General features: G+C 72.7%; 17 protein-coding genes. 7 read left to right on the top strand and 10 right to left on the bottom strand.

The window, feature by feature from the left end:
* Positions 1-100: 100 nt before the first annotated feature.
* A complete protein-coding gene (locus AB0N31_RS30445; RefSeq protein ID WP_366061675.1) occupies positions 101-886 on the top strand; it encodes a DUF4253 domain-containing protein in 786 nt (261 codons plus the stop codon).
* A 115-nt stretch (positions 887-1,001) separates the two neighbouring features.
* Here AB0N31_RS30445 and AB0N31_RS30440 read toward each other — a convergent pair whose 3' ends face one another.
* Positions 1,002-2,375, bottom strand: coding sequence for a helix-turn-helix transcriptional regulator (locus tag AB0N31_RS30440; protein WP_366061674.1), 1,374 nt, complete (start codon positions 2,373-2,375; stop codon positions 1,002-1,004).
* 215 nt (positions 2,376-2,590) lie between these two features.
* Here AB0N31_RS30440 and AB0N31_RS30435 point away from each other — a divergent pair, with 215 nt between their 5' ends.
* Positions 2,591-3,337: a DUF4232 domain-containing protein gene (locus AB0N31_RS30435; protein ID WP_366061673.1), complete on the top strand. Its 747-nt coding sequence runs from the start codon at positions 2,591-2,593 to the stop codon at positions 3,335-3,337.
* 41 nt (positions 3,338-3,378) lie between these two features.
* Here AB0N31_RS30435 and hemB read toward each other — a convergent pair whose 3' ends face one another.
* The 4 genes from hemB to AB0N31_RS30415 all read right to left on the bottom strand — a co-directional run bounded on the left by hemB (position 3,379) and on the right by AB0N31_RS30415 (position 6,570).
* Complete coding sequence (hemB, locus tag AB0N31_RS30430; RefSeq protein WP_366061672.1) at positions 3,379-4,371, bottom strand: porphobilinogen synthase; 993 nt, start codon at positions 4,369-4,371, stop codon at positions 3,379-3,381.
* On the bottom strand, positions 4,368-4,754 hold the full coding sequence (locus AB0N31_RS30425; RefSeq protein ID WP_366061671.1) for a hypothetical protein: 387 nt from the start codon (positions 4,752-4,754) through the stop codon (positions 4,368-4,370). Before AB0N31_RS30425 ends, hemB begins: the two co-directional genes overlap by 4 nt.
* Positions 4,755-4,836: 82 nt before the next feature.
* A complete protein-coding gene (locus tag AB0N31_RS30420; protein WP_366061670.1) occupies positions 4,837-5,853 on the bottom strand; it encodes a helix-turn-helix domain-containing protein in 1,017 nt (338 codons plus the stop codon).
* A 273-nt stretch (positions 5,854-6,126) separates the two neighbouring features.
* Positions 6,127-6,570 (bottom strand): ATP-binding protein, encoded by a 444-nt coding sequence (locus AB0N31_RS30415; protein ID WP_366061669.1) that lies wholly within the window; start codon positions 6,568-6,570, stop codon positions 6,127-6,129.
* Positions 6,571-6,711: 141 nt separating this feature from the next.
* Here AB0N31_RS30415 and AB0N31_RS30410 point away from each other — a divergent pair, with 141 nt between their 5' ends.
* On the top strand, positions 6,712-7,554 hold the full coding sequence (locus AB0N31_RS30410; protein ID WP_366061668.1) for a helix-turn-helix transcriptional regulator: 843 nt from the start codon (positions 6,712-6,714) through the stop codon (positions 7,552-7,554).
* A complete protein-coding gene (locus AB0N31_RS30405; RefSeq protein ID WP_366061667.1) occupies positions 7,551-7,754 on the top strand; it encodes a DUF397 domain-containing protein in 204 nt (67 codons plus the stop codon). The genes AB0N31_RS30410 and AB0N31_RS30405 overlap by 4 nt, the downstream gene beginning before the upstream one ends.
* An 88-nt stretch (positions 7,755-7,842) precedes the next feature.
* On the opposite strand, the gene AB0N31_RS30400 is transcribed toward AB0N31_RS30405, so the two are convergent.
* From AB0N31_RS30400 to AB0N31_RS30380, 5 genes are all read right to left on the bottom strand, one after another.
* Entirely contained in the window at positions 7,843-9,546 is a 1,704-nt protein-coding gene (locus tag AB0N31_RS30400) for a uroporphyrinogen-III synthase (RefSeq protein WP_366061666.1), read from the bottom strand.
* Positions 9,543-10,502, bottom strand: coding sequence for a hydroxymethylbilane synthase (gene hemC / locus AB0N31_RS30395; protein ID WP_366061665.1), 960 nt, complete (start codon positions 10,500-10,502; stop codon positions 9,543-9,545). Before hemC ends, AB0N31_RS30400 begins: the two co-directional genes overlap by 4 nt.
* A 5-nt stretch (positions 10,503-10,507) precedes the next feature.
* A complete protein-coding gene (locus AB0N31_RS30390; RefSeq protein WP_366061664.1) occupies positions 10,508-12,223 on the bottom strand; it encodes a glutamyl-tRNA reductase in 1,716 nt (571 codons plus the stop codon).
* Complete coding sequence (locus AB0N31_RS30385) at positions 12,220-12,993, bottom strand: redox-sensing transcriptional repressor Rex (RefSeq protein WP_366061663.1); 774 nt, start codon at positions 12,991-12,993, stop codon at positions 12,220-12,222. Before AB0N31_RS30385 ends, AB0N31_RS30390 begins: the two co-directional genes overlap by 4 nt.
* 288 nt (positions 12,994-13,281) lie before the next feature.
* Positions 13,282-13,569, bottom strand: a complete 288-nt coding sequence (locus AB0N31_RS30380; protein WP_366061662.1) for a glutaredoxin family protein — start codon at positions 13,567-13,569, stop codon at positions 13,282-13,284.
* A gap of 121 nt (positions 13,570-13,690) precedes the next feature.
* Here AB0N31_RS30380 and AB0N31_RS30375 point away from each other — a divergent pair, with 121 nt between their 5' ends.
* The 3 genes from AB0N31_RS30375 to AB0N31_RS30365 all read left to right on the top strand — a co-directional run bounded on the left by AB0N31_RS30375 (position 13,691) and on the right by AB0N31_RS30365 (position 17,348).
* Positions 13,691-14,593, top strand: coding sequence for an HAD-IB family hydrolase (locus tag AB0N31_RS30375; protein ID WP_366061661.1), 903 nt, complete (start codon positions 13,691-13,693; stop codon positions 14,591-14,593).
* A 431-nt stretch (positions 14,594-15,024) separates the two neighbouring features.
* Positions 15,025-15,855, top strand: coding sequence for an ECF subfamily RNA polymerase sigma factor, BldN family (locus tag AB0N31_RS30370; RefSeq protein WP_366061660.1), 831 nt, complete (start codon positions 15,025-15,027; stop codon positions 15,853-15,855).
* 266 nt (positions 15,856-16,121) lie between these two features.
* On the top strand, positions 16,122-17,348 hold the full coding sequence (locus AB0N31_RS30365) for a DUF5667 domain-containing protein (protein ID WP_366061659.1): 1,227 nt from the start codon (positions 16,122-16,124) through the stop codon (positions 17,346-17,348).
* The last annotated feature ends 85 nt before the right edge of the window (positions 17,349-17,433 follow it).

The raw sequence follows: 17,433 nt of genomic DNA, 5'->3' as shown, positions 1-17,433 counted from the left end.
TGGACGGCCGGCGAGCGCCGGTCCCCGGCGCACCGCCCCCGTACGGCCCTGCCGGCCGGCTTCTGAGCCGTTGTCAGACCCTCCCCCTACAGTCACCGGCATGGCGACTCTTCCCAACCCGCTGCCCAAGCTGGCGTCCGACCCCAGCGGACGTTCCCTCGGCCTCCAGCTCCCGCCGGGCCGGCTGATCGACACGACGGACCAAGGGGTGTGGCACGAGCCACTGTTGTGGCACGCCGAACGGGCGGCGGCACCGGGCAACTGGGCGGCGCTGGGCGGACCCGCGGGGCGGGCCGGTCTGGTCCCGGTCCTCGTCGCCCTGGGCGGTTCCCAGGGCGGGCCGCAGCGGTGGGACCTGGCGCCCGCCGACATGTCGTACCCGGGGGACCACGACGCGGAGGAGGTGCTCGCGGACCTCTGGGAGGAGTGGGCGGCGGAGGACGAGGAGTGGCCCGGTCCGGCCGACGCCCCCTCGCTCCAAGCCGATCCGGACGCGCGGGCCGCGCAGGTCGCCGACCTCCTCGCGGGTGAGGGACCCTCGTGGTTCGAGGCACCGCACCTGGCCCTCGTACCGGCCCGCCGCAGCGCGGACGTACCGGCGGTCATCGGCTGGTCGGGCCCGGTGAACCACGAGAACGACACGGCGCGGCTGTCCGCGGTCCTGCGTTCGTGGGAGGACCGTTTCGGCATACGGGTCGTGGGTATCGGCTTCGACGTCCTGGCCGTCTCGGTGGCGGCCCCGCCCACCACCGTCGCGGAGGCGGAGGCGGTGGCCGCCGAACACTTCGCGTTCTGCCCGGACAACGTCCTCCAGGGATCCGGCACCCTGAAGGCGTACGCCGCCGGGCTGCTCGGCGAGCACGCCTGGTCCTTCTGGTGGGACTGACCGCCCTCCCCGCTCCCCCTGAATCCCCGTCCCGGCAGCCCCTCCGCGGTCTCCTGCGGGGTCTGCGTCACGAAGCACGGCCGGGAGGGTGCGGACCGCGAAAGGCGGACGGGCTCTACGGCGTCGGGGACGCCCCCGCCCGCTGCCACGCGGACCCGCCGAGCGGGAACTCGTACGCGGGCCGCCCGTTGTTGCCGCTCGTGCGGAACGGCCTGCCCTTGTCGTCGACGACCAGCGTGCCGTGCCGGGACCCGCTGGACCAGGACAGCTCCAGCGTCCAGCTCACGTCGTACGCGGAGGCGTCGGCGTCGATGTAGTAGACCTCGGGGTCGGACTCGCTGACCTTGAAGGGGAAGTCGGCGTGCCCGGCCTCCGGCACCAGCGCCGGGCGCACGGCGTCGAGGGCCACGGTGAAGTAGCGGGTCGGCACCCCGCCCCCGCAGCCGACGCCCGGATAGCCCATGGCGTAGTCGTTCCAGGCGAGCGGCGTCCGCTTCTGGACCGTGCGGACCTTCAGCCCGTCGACGACCACCGTCTCGTCACCGGTCCCCTGCACGGTCACCTGCACGAACTGCGACCCCGAGGACACGGCCCCGTGCGCGGCCACCCAGGCGGGCGCGTCCTGCTCGACGGGCGGCGGCGAGACCCGTCCCGGCTCACGGTCGATCAGGTAGCGCTGGCCGCAGGGGTCCAGCCAGGCGTTCGGGCGGACCTCCACCGTGAGCGGAGGAGCCCCGCCGCCGTCCTCGACGGCCGCGCCGGGCCGTTCGGCGCCGGAGACCGAGGGTGACGGCGTCCCCGAAGAGGACGCGGACACGGACGCCGACGCGGACGGCGAGGCGGAGGCCGACCCGCTCCCGGACGGCGACGCGCTCCCCGTCCCCCTCTCCTGCACGGACGGGGCGGCCCCGGCGCCCCGCGCACCCCCGGCGTCCTCGACGCCACCGTCGGACAGCCGCATCCCGAGAACCACGGCTCCGGCCACGGCGACGACGGCGACACCGGCCAGAACGGCCCGCCGTCGGCGCCGACCGGCGGACGGCCGCGGTACGCCGTCCCGCACGAGGTCGGTGACGAGGGCGGCCGGACCCGGCTCGGGGTCGCCGCCCCGCACGCCCTCCGCCGGCCCGGGCTCGGGTTCCCCCCGCACGCCCTCCGCCGGGGCCGCGTCAGGCTCCACCACCGGCACCGCGTCCGGCTTCACCGTCGACGCCGCGTCCGGCTCCGCCGCCGGCCCGCTCTCCTTCTTCCCCCGCGCCGCGTCCGCCAGCACCCACCGCCGGTGCAGCTCGACCAGCTCGGCCGGCGAGGCCTTGCACAGCCGGGCGAGCCGTTCCACAGGCGCGTAGTCCGTGGGGACGGCGTCCCCGTTGCAGTAGCGGTGCAGCGTCGACGTACTCATGTGGAGCCGTTTCGCGAGCGTGCCGTAGCTCAGCCCGGATCGGTCCTTCAGTTCTCGCAGTAGTTCCGCGAACTCGGCCGCAGCCACTGTTCGTCCACCCCTCGTGTCCCATCCCGGCGTTCCAGGGATGGTGCGTTTCCCCAGCTCAGACGCGTTGCGGGCGTTCCAGCGTCCCGGATCGTCCGCAGGTCGTGGCGGCCGGGACGGATCTCCCCACAAGCTGTGGCCATCCAAGCACGCCGCCCCCGGCACCCGGTCGAGCGGCGTACGCCAACCACCCTTTTCGGTAAGAGGAATTCACCATGCGCATCCGCCGCACCAGCCGCCGGCTCGTCCCCGCAGTCGCCGCGCTCGCCGCCCTCTCGCTCACGGCCTGCGAGAACGGAACGGGCACCGAGGACGAGGGCGCGTCCGCCCCCGCGTCGTCGGTCACCGCACAGCCCCGGGGAACCGACAAGCCGACCACCGGCTCGGACACGGGGACGGGTACGGGTACCGGCACGGACACCAGCACCGGATCGGGCTCGGGCTCGGCCGCGAAGCCGGCCGGCGGAACGTCCGCCAAGCCGGGCGCCGGTGCCGGCACCGCCACCGACGACAAGGACCCGAACGCCCCCGAGAACCGCGTCCTGTGCAACGGCTCGAACACGAAGGTGACCGCCCAGCCGGTCCCGCGCCCCCTCAACCACATGCTGATCACGGTCACCAACACCGGCAGCAAGGTGTGCGACCTGACCTACTACCCGGTGCTCCGCTTCGACGAGATGCAGTGGGCGCCCGCGGCGGCGGAGGCGACCAAGCCGCAGGCGGTCACGACCCTCTCGCCCGGCGAGTCCGGCTACGCGGGCGTCCTGCTGTCGGCGGCCGACGGCAGCGGCGACGGCGGGACGACCGCCAAGAAGCTGACGGTCGCCTTCCAGGGCCGCACCCCGAACAGCAACGGCGGCGCCTCCGCGACGCCGCCGCTCCCGGCCGAGGGCGTCTACTACGACAGCTCGCTGACGGTGACGTACTGGCAGCAGAGCATGGACGACGCGCTCGCCTGGTGAGCCGGTGAGCAAGGAGGCCGACGGGTCAGCGGGTCAGCGGGTCAGCGCAGGGTCCGGGCCACCTCGGTGGCCCAGTAGGTGAGGATGTTCTGCGCCCCCGCCCGCTTGATGCCGGTGAGCGTCTCCAGGATCGCCCGGTCGCGGTCGATCCAGCCCTTCTCGGCGGCGGCCTCGATCATCGAGTACTCGCCGGAGATCTGGTAGGCGGCGACGGGCACGTCCACCGCGTCGGCGACCCGCGCGAGGACGTCGAGGTAGGGCCCGGCCGGCTTGACCATCACCATGTCGGCGCCCTCCTCGAGGTCGAGAGCCAGCTCGCGCAGGGACTCCCGCACGTTGGCGGGGTCCTGCTGGTACGTCTTGCGGTCCCCCCGCAACGAGGAGCCGACGGCCTCCCGGAAGGGCCCGTAGAAGGCGGAGGAGTACTTGGCGGTGTAGGCCAGGATGGCGACGTCCTCCCGCCCGATCTGGTCGAGGGCGTCGCGGACGACCCCGATCTGCCCGTCCATCATGCCGCTGGGCCCCACGACGTGGGCGCCCGCGTCGGCCTGGACCTGCGCCATCTCGGCGTACCGCTCGAGGGTGGCGTCGTTGTCGACCCGGCCCTGCTCGTCGAGTACCCCGCAGTGCCCGTGGTCGGTGAACTCGTCGAGGCAGAGGTCGGACATCACCAGCAGGTCGTCCCCGACCTCGGCCCGCACGTCCCGCAGCGCGACCTGGAGGATGCCGTCCGGGTCGGTCCCCACGGTCCCGAGGGCGTCCTTCTTGGACTCCTCCGGCACCCCGAAGAGCATGATCCCGGAGATCCCGGCCTCCACGGCCTCCGCGGCGGCCTTCTTCAGGCTGTCGCGGGTGTGCTGCACGACCCCGGGCATCGCCCCGATCGGCACCGGCTCGCTCACGCCCTCCCGCACGAACGCGGGAAGGATGAAGTCGGCCGGGTGCAGCCGGGTCTCGGCGACCATGCGCCGCATGACGGGGGTGGTCCGCAGCCGCCGCGGACGCGAACCGGGAAAGGATCCGTACGTCGTCATGCGTCCACGCTACGCCCGTCCCACCCACCCCTTTGCCGACGCCCCGTCGGCCCCGGACCGCCCTCGCCGTCCTGGCCGTCCTCGTCCGCGACGATCCGCAGCGCGGGCTCCGGCGCGAACTCACCGACCCGGAAAGCGGCGTCACGCCAGTTGACGCACAGGTCCAGCAGGCGGTCGGTGTCCTGGGACCAGGGCGGCGTCTGACAGCGCACGGTGGGGAACAGCACGGCCGAGGCGAGCCTGACCGCCGCCAGCGCGGCACCGGCATGGGGTTCCACGCCGATCTCGGCGCCCTCCTGCCTCAGGGTCTCCAGGTCGTCGGCCGCTTGGAGCAGGACTCGGTACACGCGTGCGTAGGCGGAGTGGGTCGCGTCGTCGGGCATGGGCTGCTTCCTCGGGAGTCGTGGAGGGTCGGGGCGGGTTCCGCGGCCGCGGGGAGACATCCGGCCGTTCCCCGCGAGAGGTTCAGGCCGCGGGGGCGGGCACGGGGGCCGTCGCCGCTCTGCGGGCACGGCAGTCGCGACAAACCCTCTCCGGCCCCGCGGTGGGAAGGACGCGGGTGCAGCCGCCCTCGCAGTCCGTCCAGGGGTCGGCCCAGGGCTCCGGTGTGGTCGCCACCGGTGCGGGAGGCGGGTCCTCGCCGGGTGCCGCGAAAGGTGACAGGGGTGGCAGGGGCGGCGGGAGCCCCTCCCGGAGCCGGCGGGCGAGGAACCCGGCGGGAGTTTTCAGGAGGACGGGAACGTCGTCGGTCATCGCGTGGATCACGGCGGCCCGGGAGGCGCCGTTGTCGAACCAGGCGACGACGGCGGGAATGAGGCGTTCCACGTCCTTCCGGGAGAGCGTGAAGCGGTCGTCGGTGCGACGCAGTCCGGCAAGCAGGGCGGAGGCCTTGTCGCGGTGTCCGCTGTCGAACGGTTCCTGTCCGCGGGGTTCGGACGGCACCGACGGAGGCTCTTCGGGCACGGGGTCGTCCGCCCCCTCGGCTCCTGCGACTTCCGCGACGGCGGCCGGCACGGCCGGGGCCACGGGCACCGCCGTGGTGACGGAGGCGACCCTGGCGACGGACACGACGACCGGCTCGTCCCGTACCTCGGACGCCTCCGCCCGGCTCCGGGTGAGCGCCGGGGCGTTGTGCGCGTACGTCCGTGTGACGAAACGGCCCCCCTCCGTGCGCTCGCGCACCCGCTCCAGATAGCCGTGCGCCTCCAGCTCCCGCAGCCCGAAGGCGATGCGGTCCCGCCCTTCGGGGAAGCGGTCGGCGAGGCTGCGGATGTCGACGGGGGCGCCCTGCGGCAGCGACAGGATGTGGACGGCCGGTCCGATCGCGGTCAGGGACAGCGCCCGGTGCTGGGCGAGGTGGTTGCCGATGATCGTGTAGTGGCTCGACTGGTACGCACGTACGTGGGTGACACCGGAGGGGGTGGCGCTCCGCCGAACGCCCGGTGCCGGGCGCGGGGCAGGGATAGGCTTCGTCACAGCCATGGGGAAGGGGTTCGACTTCCTCTTTGGTCAGGCCCTCGCACTGGGATGGCAGTCCCGGCGGGGGCCGAAGCATGTGTGGGGTGGTCCGTGCCGAGCGTGCACGGCGGGACGGCGCACACGCCAGCCACAACGGCCCGTTTCACCCACCCGAGTGACAAAGACGGGGTTTGGTTTGGTTGGAAGGGTTTTTCCCCGGTTTCTTGAGTCTTTTACGGCCCGGAGCACGGGCGTCCCTCTCACCGGGCCCCGTGTTTCCGGGCTCCGGTGCGGAGTTCACCGGGGCGGGGCGAAATCCACTTCCGCCCACACGGTCTTGCACGGCACCGGCCCGCACCGAACACCCCACCGGTCGGCCGACTCCTCGACGAGCAGCAGCCCGTAGCCGGATTCCGCGAGGGCCTCGCCACTCGCCCGTGCCGAGCCAGGCAGGCGATCACCCCGGGTGTCCGCGACCTCGATACGCAAAGTTCCGGGCCCGAGGACGGAGAGCGTGAGCCGGAAGCTCCGACCGGGGACGTGACCGTGCAGGGCCGCGTTCGCGGCGAGTTCGGCGACGACGAGCCGGGCCGGGTCCAACGGCAGCCCCCAGGAGTTCAGTTGCTCGGCGGCGAGGAGGCGGGCGAGACGGGCTCCGCGACGGGTGGCGGAGAGCGGGACGGAGAACTGGCGGAGGGGCGTACGCACGGATTGCTGATTCACGTGACTCAGAGTGTCCATGCGTGCGTACGCTGTGAATGATCGCAACCCGTGCGGACGGTGTCTGTCCGTGAGGTGTCCGGTTCCGTCCGGGCCGTACGGGGTGACCGCGGGCGGGCGTCGGGGTTGGACCGGGAAGGGCGCGACGGGAGGACGGCGGACGTGGGTGGATGGGACGCGGGGCCGGAGGACGACGAGGAAGCCGGGGCGGTGATGAGGACCGTCCAGCGGCAGTTGAAGCTGTGGCGGGAGTCGGCCGGCCTCACCCAGGCCGAGTTCGGCGCGGCCATCGGGTACGGCGAGGAACAGGTCTCCTCCGTGGAGCGGGGCCGGCGCATCCCCCGCCCCGAGTACCTGGACCGCGCGGACGAGGTCCTGTCGGCGGGCGGCAGGATCGCGGCGCTGAAGGAGGACCTGGCGGAGGTCCGGTACCCGAAGAAGGTCCGGGACCTGAAGAAGCTGGAGGCGGACGCTGTTGAGCTGGGCGCGTACAACAACTCGGTGATCCATGGGCTGTTGCAGATCCCGGAGTACACCCAGGCGGTCTTCGACGCGCGCCGTCCACCATTCACCGAGGAAGAGGTGAACCAGCAGGTTTCTGCGCGCTTGGCGCGTCAGAGGATCCTCGATCCGCGGTCGGGAGCACGCGTTTTCAGCTTCGTTCAGTGCGAGTCGACGCTGCGCAGGCCCATTGGGGGCAGGATGGTCATGCGACAGCAGCTCGAACGGCTGTTGGAGGTGAGCCAGTGGCGCAACGTGGACCTTCAGATCCTGCCCCTCGACCGCGAGGAGAACTCGGGAACCGATGGTTCGTTCCGGCTCCTCAAGCTCAAGGACGGAGCCACAGTTGCGTTCAGTGAGGCGCCTCTTAGCAGCCGGGTGATGACCGACCCCAAAGAAACGACGGTTCTCGACATCCGCTACGGAGTCATCCGCGCGCAGGCTCTCAGCCCTCGGGAGTCGTTGGCCTTCATCGAAAAAGTACTGGGAGAGACGAAGACATGACGCTCAAGGCTTCCGCTTCCGACGCCAAGCTGGAGTGGATAAAGAGCAGCTACAGCACGGCTGACGGTCCCGACTGCGTCGAGGTGGCCACCGCCCCTGGCCAGATCCTCGTCCGCGACTCCAAGAGCCCGCACGGTCCGCGCCTCACCCTCCCCCCCACCGCCTGGGCGGCCTTCCTGCCGTACGCGTCCGACCACTGACGTCACGCACCACGCGTCACGCACAACGCCCCGCCGTCTCCGACAGGAGACGACGGGGCGCACGAGGTGCCTCCGAGGCTGAGGGCGGCTACGTCGCCCGACGCCGCCGCGCCCCCGGCCGCCGCTCGCTCGGCCGGCTGACCGGATCCCCGGCCTCCCGGGCGGCGGCACGCCGCCGCAGGCCGAACTCGGCCAGCGCCTCCGCGAGCTTGTGCACGGACGGCTCCGGAGCCATCACGTCCACCCGCAGCCCGTGCTCCTCGGCCGTCTTCGCGGTCGCCGGGCCGATGCAGGCGATCACCGTCACGTTGTGCGGCTTGCCGGCGATGCCCACCAGGTTGCGCACGGTGGAGGACGACGTGAACAGCACGGCGTCGAACCCGCCGCCCTTGATGGCCTCCCGCGTCTCGGCCGGCGGCGGCGAGGCCCGCACGGTCCGGTAGGCGGTGACGTCGTCGACCTCCCAGCCCAGCTCGATGAGCCCGGCCACGAGCGTCTCGGTGGCGATGTCGGCCCGCGGCAGGAACACCCGGTCGATCGGGTCGAAGACCGGGTCGTAGGGCGGCCAGTCCTCCAGCAGGCCCGCCGCGGACTGCTCACCGCTGGGCACCAGGTCCGGCTTCACGCCGAAGGCGACCAGCGCCTTGGCCGTCTGCTCCCCCACCGCCGCGACCTTGATCCCGGCGAAGGCGCGGGCGTCGAGCCCGTACTCCTCGAACTTCTCCCGCACGGCCTTGACCGCGTTCACCGAGGTGAAGGCGATCCACTCGTACCGCCCGGTCACCAGGCCCTTGACGGCCCGCTCCATCTGCTGGGGCGTCCGCGGCGGCTCGACGGCGATGGTCGGCACCTCGTGCGGCACGGCGCCGTAGGAGCGCAGCTGGTCGGAGAGCGACGCCGCCTGCTCCTTGGTGCGCGGCACGAGCACCTTCCAGCCGAACAGCGGCTTGGACTCGAACCACGCGAGCTGGTCGCGCTGGGCGGGGGCGGAACGCTCGCCGACCACGGCTATGACCGGCCTGCCGCCCTCGGGCGAGGGCAGCACCTTCGCCTGCTTCAGCGTCTGCGCGATGGTGCCGAGCGTGGCGCTCCAGGTCCGCTGCCGGGTCGTCGTACCGGCGACGGTGACGGTCATCGGGGTGTCGGGCTTGCGCCCGGCCGCGACCAGTTCCCCGGCGGCGGCAGCCACGGAGTCCAGCGTCGTGGACACGACGACGGTCCCGTCGGACACGCCGACCTCGGTCCAGCACCGGTCGGAGGCGGTCCGCGCGTCGACGAACCGGACGTCCGCACCCTGCGCGTCGCGCAGCGGCACACCGGCGTACGCGGGCACGCCGACGGCGGCCGCGATGCCGGGGACGACCTCGAAGGGCACACCGGCCGCCGCGCAGGCGAGCATTTCCGCGGCCGCGTACGTATCAAGTCCCGGGTCCCCGGACACCGCACGGACGACCCGCCTGCCGCCCCGCGCGGCCTCCATGACAAGATGTGCGGCATCCCGCACGGCGGGGGTCCCAGCGGTTGTTGACGTGGCGTCAACGAGCGTCGGGTGCGGTCCGCCCGTGCCCGGAAGAGGACCCGAGGACGGGCCGGCTTCCGCGTGCACGACGGCGACGCCGGGTCGGGCGTGCGTGCGCACGACGTCGAGCACCTCGTGCTCGGCGACGAGGACGTCCGCGTGGGCCAGCGCCTCCACGGCGCGCAGAGTCAGCAGTCCCGGATCCCCGGGTCCGGCACCCAGGAAGGTGACGTGCCCGTGTTCCGGAGCGGTGGGAAGAGTGGTGGGGCTCACTGTGCTCGCTCCCCCATCAGACCGGCCGCGCCCTGGGCGAGCATCTCGGCGGCGAGTTCGCGGCCGAGCGCCATTGCCCGGTCGTACGTCTCGGGCACGGGACCGGTGGTGGACAACTGCACCGTGCGGGAACCGTCGGTGGTGCCGACGACGCCCCGCAGGCGCATTTCCTTGACAATCTGCCCGTCGGCCAGGAGGTCGGCCAGCGCGCCCACAGGGGCGCTGCAACCGGCCTCCAGGGCGGCGAGCAGTGACCGTTCGGCGGTCACGGCGGCCCGGGTGAACGGGTCGTCGAGTTCGCCGAGCGCGGCGATCAGATCCGCGTTGCCCGCGGCACACTCGATCGCCAGTGCTCCCTGGCCGGGAGCGGGCAGGACCGTGTCGACCGACAGGAAGTCGGTCACCTCGTCGCCGCGGCCCATGCGGTTCAGCCCGGCCGCGGCCAGCACGACCGCGTCCAGTTCGCCGTCGCGCACGTACCCGATCCGGGTGTCGACGTTCCCCCGGATCGGCACGGTCTCGATGTCCAGCCCGTGGCTGCGCGCGTACGCGTTCAGCTGCGCCGTGCGGCGCGGCGAGCCCGTACCGATGCGCGCCCCGCGCGGCAGGTCGGTGAACTTCAGCGCGTCCCGGGCGACGATGACGTCACGCGGGTCCTCGCGTTCCGGTATCGCGGCCAGGACCAGGTCCTCGGGCTGCCCGGTCGGGAGGTCCTTCAGCGAGTGAACCGCGAAGTCGACCTCACCCCGCGACAGCGCGTCCCGCAGCGCGGTGACGAACACGCCCGTGCCGCCGATCTGCGCGAGGTGCTCTCGGGAGGTGTCGCCGTACGTCGTGATCTCGACGAGTTCGACAGGCCGGCCGGTCACCTGGCTCACGGCGTCCGCCACCTGCCCCGACTGGGCCATGGCGAGCTTGCTGCGCCTGGTCCCCAGTCTCAGTGCGTTCGTACTCATGCCGCTCATGCCGGCCCTCGGTTCTCTGCGTTCTTCTCGGTGCTGTCCTCGGCGCGCGAGACGGAGGCCACCGTCTCCTGGTCGAGGTCGAACAGGGTCCGCAGCGCGTCCGCGTATCCGGCTCCGCCGGGTTCGGCGGCGAGCTGCTTGACCCGTACGGTCGGCGCGTGCAGCAGCTTGTCGACGACGCGCCGCACGGTCTGGGTGATCTCCGCGCGGTGTTTGTCGTCCAGGCCCGGCAGCCGGCCGTCGAGCCGGGCGATCTCGCCGGCGACGACGTCGGCGGCCATGGCGCGCAGGGCGACCACGGTCGGGGTGATGTGCGCGGCGCGCTGCGCGGCGCCGAACGCGGCGACCTCGTCGGAGACGATCCGCCGCACCTGGTCGACGTCGGCGGCCATCGGCACGTCCGCGGAGGCCTCGGCGAGCGACTCGATGTCCACCAGCCGCACCCCGGCGAGCCGGTGCGCGGCCGCGTCGACGTCCCGCGGCATCGCCAGGTCCAGCAGGAACAGCACCGGCTCGGGCCGTACCGGCACGGGGGCGGGCTCGGGCCTGCGGCGCTCGGGGATGCGGCCGACGGTGGCGGCGGTCGCGGCCAGCGCGGTGATCAGCTCGGCGTCGGCCCCGGGGCGGCGCGCGGCCTCGCGGCGGTCGACGGCCTGGCCGGCCGCCCAGGTGGCGTGCTGTTCCAGCGTGGCCGCGTCCATGCCGGCCACGGCGGCCTCCCCCATCAGGGAGAAGCCGGGCTGCACGGCGGAGAGGTCCAGCGGACAGCCCTCGTCGGTTCCCACGGAGGTCGGCGGCAGCGGCCGTATGTCCGCGTGCTCGGGCCGGCCGCCGGCGGGGGCGGGAGCGGCGGGCGCTGCGGGCGTTCCGGCACGGCCCTCGACGGCGGCCGCGACCGCTTCCGCCGTGAGGACGAGTCCGGTAGCGCCGGTGCAGGAGACGGCGACGTCGGCACGGGCCAGTTCCGCCGGTACCGACTCCATGGGCACGGCCCGGGAGACGATGACCGGCTCCCCGTTCTCGGCGAGGATCTGCGCGAGGCGCTCGGCGCGGTCGAAGGTGCGGTTGGCGACGACGATCTCGGCGACGCCGGCGCGCGCGAGCGTCGCGGCGGCCAGCGAGGACATGGAGCCGGCGCCGATGACCAGGGCGCGCTTGCCCCGCGCCCACGCGGTGACGTCCCCGCCCGCCGCCAGCTGCTCCAGGCCGAAGGTGACCAGGGACTGCCCGGCGCGGTCGATGCCGGTCTCGGAGTGGGCCCGCTTGCCGACCCGCAGGGCCTGCTGGAACAGGTCGTTCAGCAGCCGTCCCGCGGTGTGCAGCTCCTGGGCGCGGGCCAGGGAGTCCTTGATCTGGCCGAGGATCTGCCCCTCGCCGACGACCATCGAGTCCAGTCCGCAGGCCACCGAGAACAGGTGGTGGACGGCGCGGTCCTCGTAGTGCACGTAGAGGTAGGGGGTGAGCTCCTCCAGACCGACGCCGCTGTGCTGGGCGAGCAGCGTGGACAGCTCGGCGACACCGGCGTGGAACTTGTCCACGTCGGCGTAGAGCTCTATGCGGTTGCAGGTGGCGAGCACCCCGGCCTCGGTGGCCGGTTCGGCGGCGACGGTGTCCTGCAGCAGCTTGGTCTGGGCGTCCGCGGAGAGCGCGGCCCGTTCCAGGACGCTCACGGGGGCGCTGCGGTGGCTCAGCCCGACGACGAGGAGACTCATGCCGGCATCACGGCGGGTACGTCCCCGTCGGGTCCCTGGTCGGTGGCGCCCGCGCGGCGCACGGCGGGGGCGGGGGCGGGGGCGGCGCCGTCGTGCGCCGCGGCCTCCTCACCGGCCTTGCGCTGCTCGTGGAAGGCGAGGATCTGCAGCTCGATGGAGAGATCGACCTTGCGCACGTCGACGCCGTCCGGGACGGACAGCACGGTCGGCGCGAAGTTCAGGATGGAGGTGACGCCGGCGGCGACGAGACGCTCGCACACCTGCTGGGCGACGCCCGGCGGGGTGGTGATGACCCCGATGGAGACGCCGTTGTCGGAGATGATCTTCTCCAGGTCGTCGCTGTGCTGGACCGGGATCCCGGCGACCTGCCGGCCGGTCATCTCGGGGTCGGCGTCGATGAGCGCCGCGACCCGGAAGCCCCTGGAGGCGAACCCGCCGTAGTTGGCCAGCGCCGCGCCGAGGTTGCCGATGCCGACGATCACAACCGGCCAGTCCTGGGTCAGGCCCAGTTCGCGGGAGATCTGGTAGACGAGATACTCGACGTCGTAGCCGACGCCCCGGGTCCCGTAGGAACCCAGGTAGGAGAAGTCCTTGCGCAGCTTCGCGGAGTTGACTCCCGCCGCGGCCGCGAGCTCCTCGGAGGAGACCGTGGGAACCGAGCGCTCCGACAGTGCGGTCAGCGCGCGGAGGTACAGCGGAAGCCGGGCGACGGTGGCCTCGGGAATCCCTCGGCTACGGGTCGCCGGTCGGTGAGTTCGGCCAGTTGCCACGGTGCTCCTGCGGGTAGAGCGGGGCTGTAGGCGGTCACACGTCCCCAGACCGCCCCGTCGAATGCAGGCTATGTCTTTGTGAACGCGTGCACAAAGATAGTGTCCGATTTGCCCGGCCAACGTGACCGGGGTCACGCGCCCCCGGCGTCTTCGCGGGGAACCGGCGCAGACCCGCGCGCGTTCCTTGATTATCGGGGGCAAAACCGCACACTCTCCTCACGAATCCCGCCCCCGAGATCTGGTCACCATCGATCCTAAGCGACTTTTCACCACACTTGGACTGCTCGGTCAGTTCCCCGTGAGCTCCGCGCGGAGCCGTTCCTCGTTCACGCGCCAGAAGGTGTGCTGCCGCCCGTCCACGAGCACGACCGGGACCTGCTCCCAGTACTGCTCGTGCAGCCGCGGGTCCTCGGTGATGTCCCGCTTCTCCCACGGCACGCCGAGATCGGCGCACACCTTCTCGATCACCTCCTGCGCGTCGTCGCACAGATGACATCCGGGTTTGCCGATCAACGTCACGAGCCGGTCCTGCGGAGCGGGGCCCTTGCGGCGGAAGAGGGGACTCATGTCGGCCATTCTCCCGCGCGCCGCGCACCGGCGGCCGGACGCCTTCCTTGACGACACGGCCGCGGAGTGTTCACACCCTCCGAACCCCGTGACCGACGGAACCGCCGGCCGGACTGGCTATGCTCACGCCATGGCCGCTCTTGGATGGCTCACCCCCCGTAGGCGCTCCGCCACGGCGCGGAGCGTGTTGGCAGGCGAGGCCTCGGCGGAGGCCGCCCGCAAGGACGTCTCCGCGCAGGAACCGCAGTTCCCCGTGCAGGGCGACGACCTGGCCGCCGCGTTCTTCGACCTCGACAACACGGTGATGCAGGGCGCCGCCCTCTTCCACTTCGGCCGGGGCCTGTACAAACGGAAGTTCTTCGAGACCCGCGACCTGGCCCGGTTCGCCTGGCAGCAGGCGTGGTTCCGGCTGGCCGGCGTCGAGGACCCGGAACACATGCAGGAGGCCCGCGACTCGGCCCTGTCGATCGTCAAGGGCCACCGGGTGGCCGAGCTGCAGTCGATCGGCGAGGAGATCTACGACGAGTACATGGCCGAGCGGATCTGGCCCGGCACCCGTGCCCTCGCCCAGGCCCACCTGGACGCGGGCCAGCGGGTGTGGCTGGTCACCGCGGCCCCCGTGGAGATCGCCCAGGTGATCGCCCGCCGTCTCGGCCTCACCGGCGCCCTCGGCACGGTCGCCGAGTCCGTCGACGGCATCTACACGGGCAAGCTGGTCGGCGAACCGCTGCACGGCCCCGCGAAGGCCGAGGCGGTCCGCGCCCTGGCCGCGGCGGAGGGCCTGGACCTCTCCCGCTGCGCCGCCTACAGCGACTCCCACAACGACATCCCGATGCTCTCCCTCGTCGGCCACCCCTACGCGATCAACCCCGACGCCAAGCTCCGCAGGCACGCCCGCGAACTCGACTGGCGGCTGCGCGACTACCGCACGGGCCGCAAGGCGGCGAAGGTCGGCATTCCGGCGGCGGCGGGCGTGGGCGCGGTGGCGGGCGGCACCGCGGCGGCCATCGCACTGCACCGCCGCCGCCGCTGACCGCTGGCCGCTGGCCGCTGGCCGCTGGCCGCTGGCCGACGGCCGCTGGCCGCTGGCCGCTGGCCGACGGTACGACCGTCCGACCGCGGTCACGGCGCTCACTCCCACGGGCAGCCGCAGCGAAACGCGGCCAATCCCGCCTTCGTGCGCCCGCACGCCCCCGGCCAGTCCTGTTGTCTGCGCACCGCCACAACACGCCCCCGTCCGGCCGAAAATACGAACCTTTCCGGTCAACAAGCGTTCACCCTAAGCAACCTGAATGGGCGTCAACAGGTCATGGAAGCGACGTAACCGGTGAATTGAGCAACTGGGTGTAGCAGTGCCTGCACGAAGCGTTATTCTCCTCAGACGCATTCCGGTACCCCTCCGTCGCTACGACGGGTGAAAGGTTCCGCACTGCACGTGATGGAAGCTCTGCCTCTGGGAGTCCCGTGTACCCACACGTCGGGGTTGACGCCTCGGGCCTGGCTACGCTGCGCGCAACGGTCGCTACGGTCCAGGACCTGTTGCGCGGCTTCGTCCCCACCGCGTACGCCGTCCCCGCCTTCGCCGCCGCGCCCGTGCGCCCGTGCTACGCACTGGCCGACGGCCTCGAGCAGGTGCCGGCGCGCGGCGCCGTCGCCGAGGGGCGGCGGTCGGGCGACGGACGGGTGGTCGGCAGACGCGGACGCGCGACCGGCGCGACCGCCGCCCGCCGACCGGCCGCCGACAGCGACAGCGCCCGCATGATGGACCTCGTCGAGCGGGCCCAGGCCGGCGAGGCCGACGCGTTCGGGCGGCTCTACGACCAGTACAGCGACACGGTGTACCGATACATCTACTACCGCGTGGGCAGCAAGGCGACCGCCGAGGACCTGACCAGTGAGACCTTTCTGCGCGCCCTGCGCCGGATCGGCACCTTCACCTGGCAGGGCCGCGACTTCGGCGCCTGGCTCGTCACCATCGCCCGCAACCTCGTCGCCGACCACTTCAAGTCCAGCCGCTTCCGGCTGGAGGTCACCACCGGCGAGATGCTCGACGCCAACGAGGTCGCGCGCTCCCCGGAGGACTCCGTCCTCGAGTCCCTCTCCAACGCCGCCCTGCTGGACGCCGTACGACGGCTCAACCCGCAGCAGCAGGAGTGCGTGACCCTGCGCTTCCTCCAGGGCCTCTCCGTCGCCGAGACCGCGCGGGTCATGGGCAAGAACGAGGGTGCCATCAAGACCCTGCAGTACCGGGCCGTCCGGACGCTCGCCCGTCTCCTGCCGGACGACACCCGCTGACCCGGCACCGGCCCCGCCCGCTCCCACTCCGCCCCCGCCTACTGTCGGCGACATCAACTCACGTTCAGTGAAAGTCCGTTGACTTCCCCATCCGATCATCCGCCGTCCGTAACCCAAGTGCCGCGCCAGTCGTTGTGCGGGATACAGGCTCCCTGTGGTCACGTCCTGGCCGGCCTCGATCACTCGTTCGCGCGGAAGCGGTCGAGGGCGTGCAACCCTCAGGACCCCCGAGGAGTCGACCGTCATGACGAGAGGAGGTGCCGCCAGTGATCGCGAACGTATCGGCGCACCGGCGGGCGAACGCCTTCGCCCAGGCCCTGGAGGAGCAGTCCGACCGGGGCACGGCGGCCGAGCAGACCGAAGGACCACCGCCGGCCCCGGCAGCCGCGGACCAGACCGAGCAGGGCCGGATCCTGGCCCTCGCGACGAGTCTCGCCGAGCTGCCCAGACCGGAGATGGACCCCGAGGTCAAGGTCGTCCAGCGGGCGCAGTTGGTCGCCGCGATGGAGGCCATGCTTCAGGCGGGCACCATGGGCGAGGCGGCGGGCCGTTCGGTGCCTGAACAACGCGCCGTCCGGGCGCGGGGTGCCCACAGGGCGACACCGCTGGGCAAGTTCCGGCCGCGGACACGGCTCGCCAAGGGCCTCACCGCGGGCGGCCTGAGCATCGGAGTGGCCGCCGGCGCCCTCGGCGGGGTCGCGGCCGCGAGTTCCGAAGCCCTCCCCGGCGACTCGCTCTACGGCCTGAAGCGCGGCATAGAGGATTTCAAGCTCAACTACCTCGCCGAGGGCGAGAGCGAGCGCGGCCAGGCCTATCTCGACCAGGCCTCCACCCGGCTCAGCGAGGCCCGTCGGCTCATGGAGCGCGGGCGCGGCGGCGCCCAGCTCGACCACGAGTCCGTCGGCGAGGTCCGCCGTGCCCTGTCCGGCATGCGCTACGACGCCTCCGAGGGCCACCGCCTGCTCCACGAGGCGTACGAGCGCGACCCGGACTCCCTCGGCCCCATCCAGGCCCTGTCCACCTTCTCGCGCTCGCACCGCGAGGTCTGGGGAGCCCTGCGCGACCGGCTCCCCGTCCAGCTCGGGGACGTCAGCCGGCAGGTGTCGTCGGTGTTCGACGCCATAGACGAAGAGGTCGCCCCGCTGCGCTCCCTGCTGCCCCAGCCCCCCGCCCCGGGCGGCGGACAAGGCAGTGGACAGGGCGCCGGCCCGACGTCCCCCGGCCCGTCGGGCACCGGCCGCTCGACCGCGCCCGGCGCGGGCGGCGACTCCTCGGCCACCGGCAGCCCCGACAGCGGCGGCCCCAGCAAGTCGGCCGACTCCGGCGAGGACGGCCTCCTCGACGGCAACACGGGCGGCCTGCTCGACCCGCCGCAGGACACCGGCACCTCGTCCCCGTCCACGACCCCGACCACCGAGCCGGACGTCACGCTGCCGCCCCTCCTCCCCGGCCTCCTGCCGGGCCTGGGCATCGACAGCGAGGACGCGGGCTAGGGCGTGTTTCGAAAGTAGCGTCGTCTGCCCGAAGGGCAGGCCCGGCGGCGTCTGGTGCGTGCGATCGCAAGGCGGAGGGTCGCCC

The sequence above is a fragment of the Streptomyces sp. NPDC051051 genome, from assembly GCF_040682975.1.
Lineage (GTDB): Bacteria > Actinomycetota > Actinomycetes > Streptomycetales > Streptomycetaceae > Streptomyces.
Note: the sequence above shows the minus strand (reverse complement) of the source record. Positions and strands in the feature narration are given on the sequence as shown.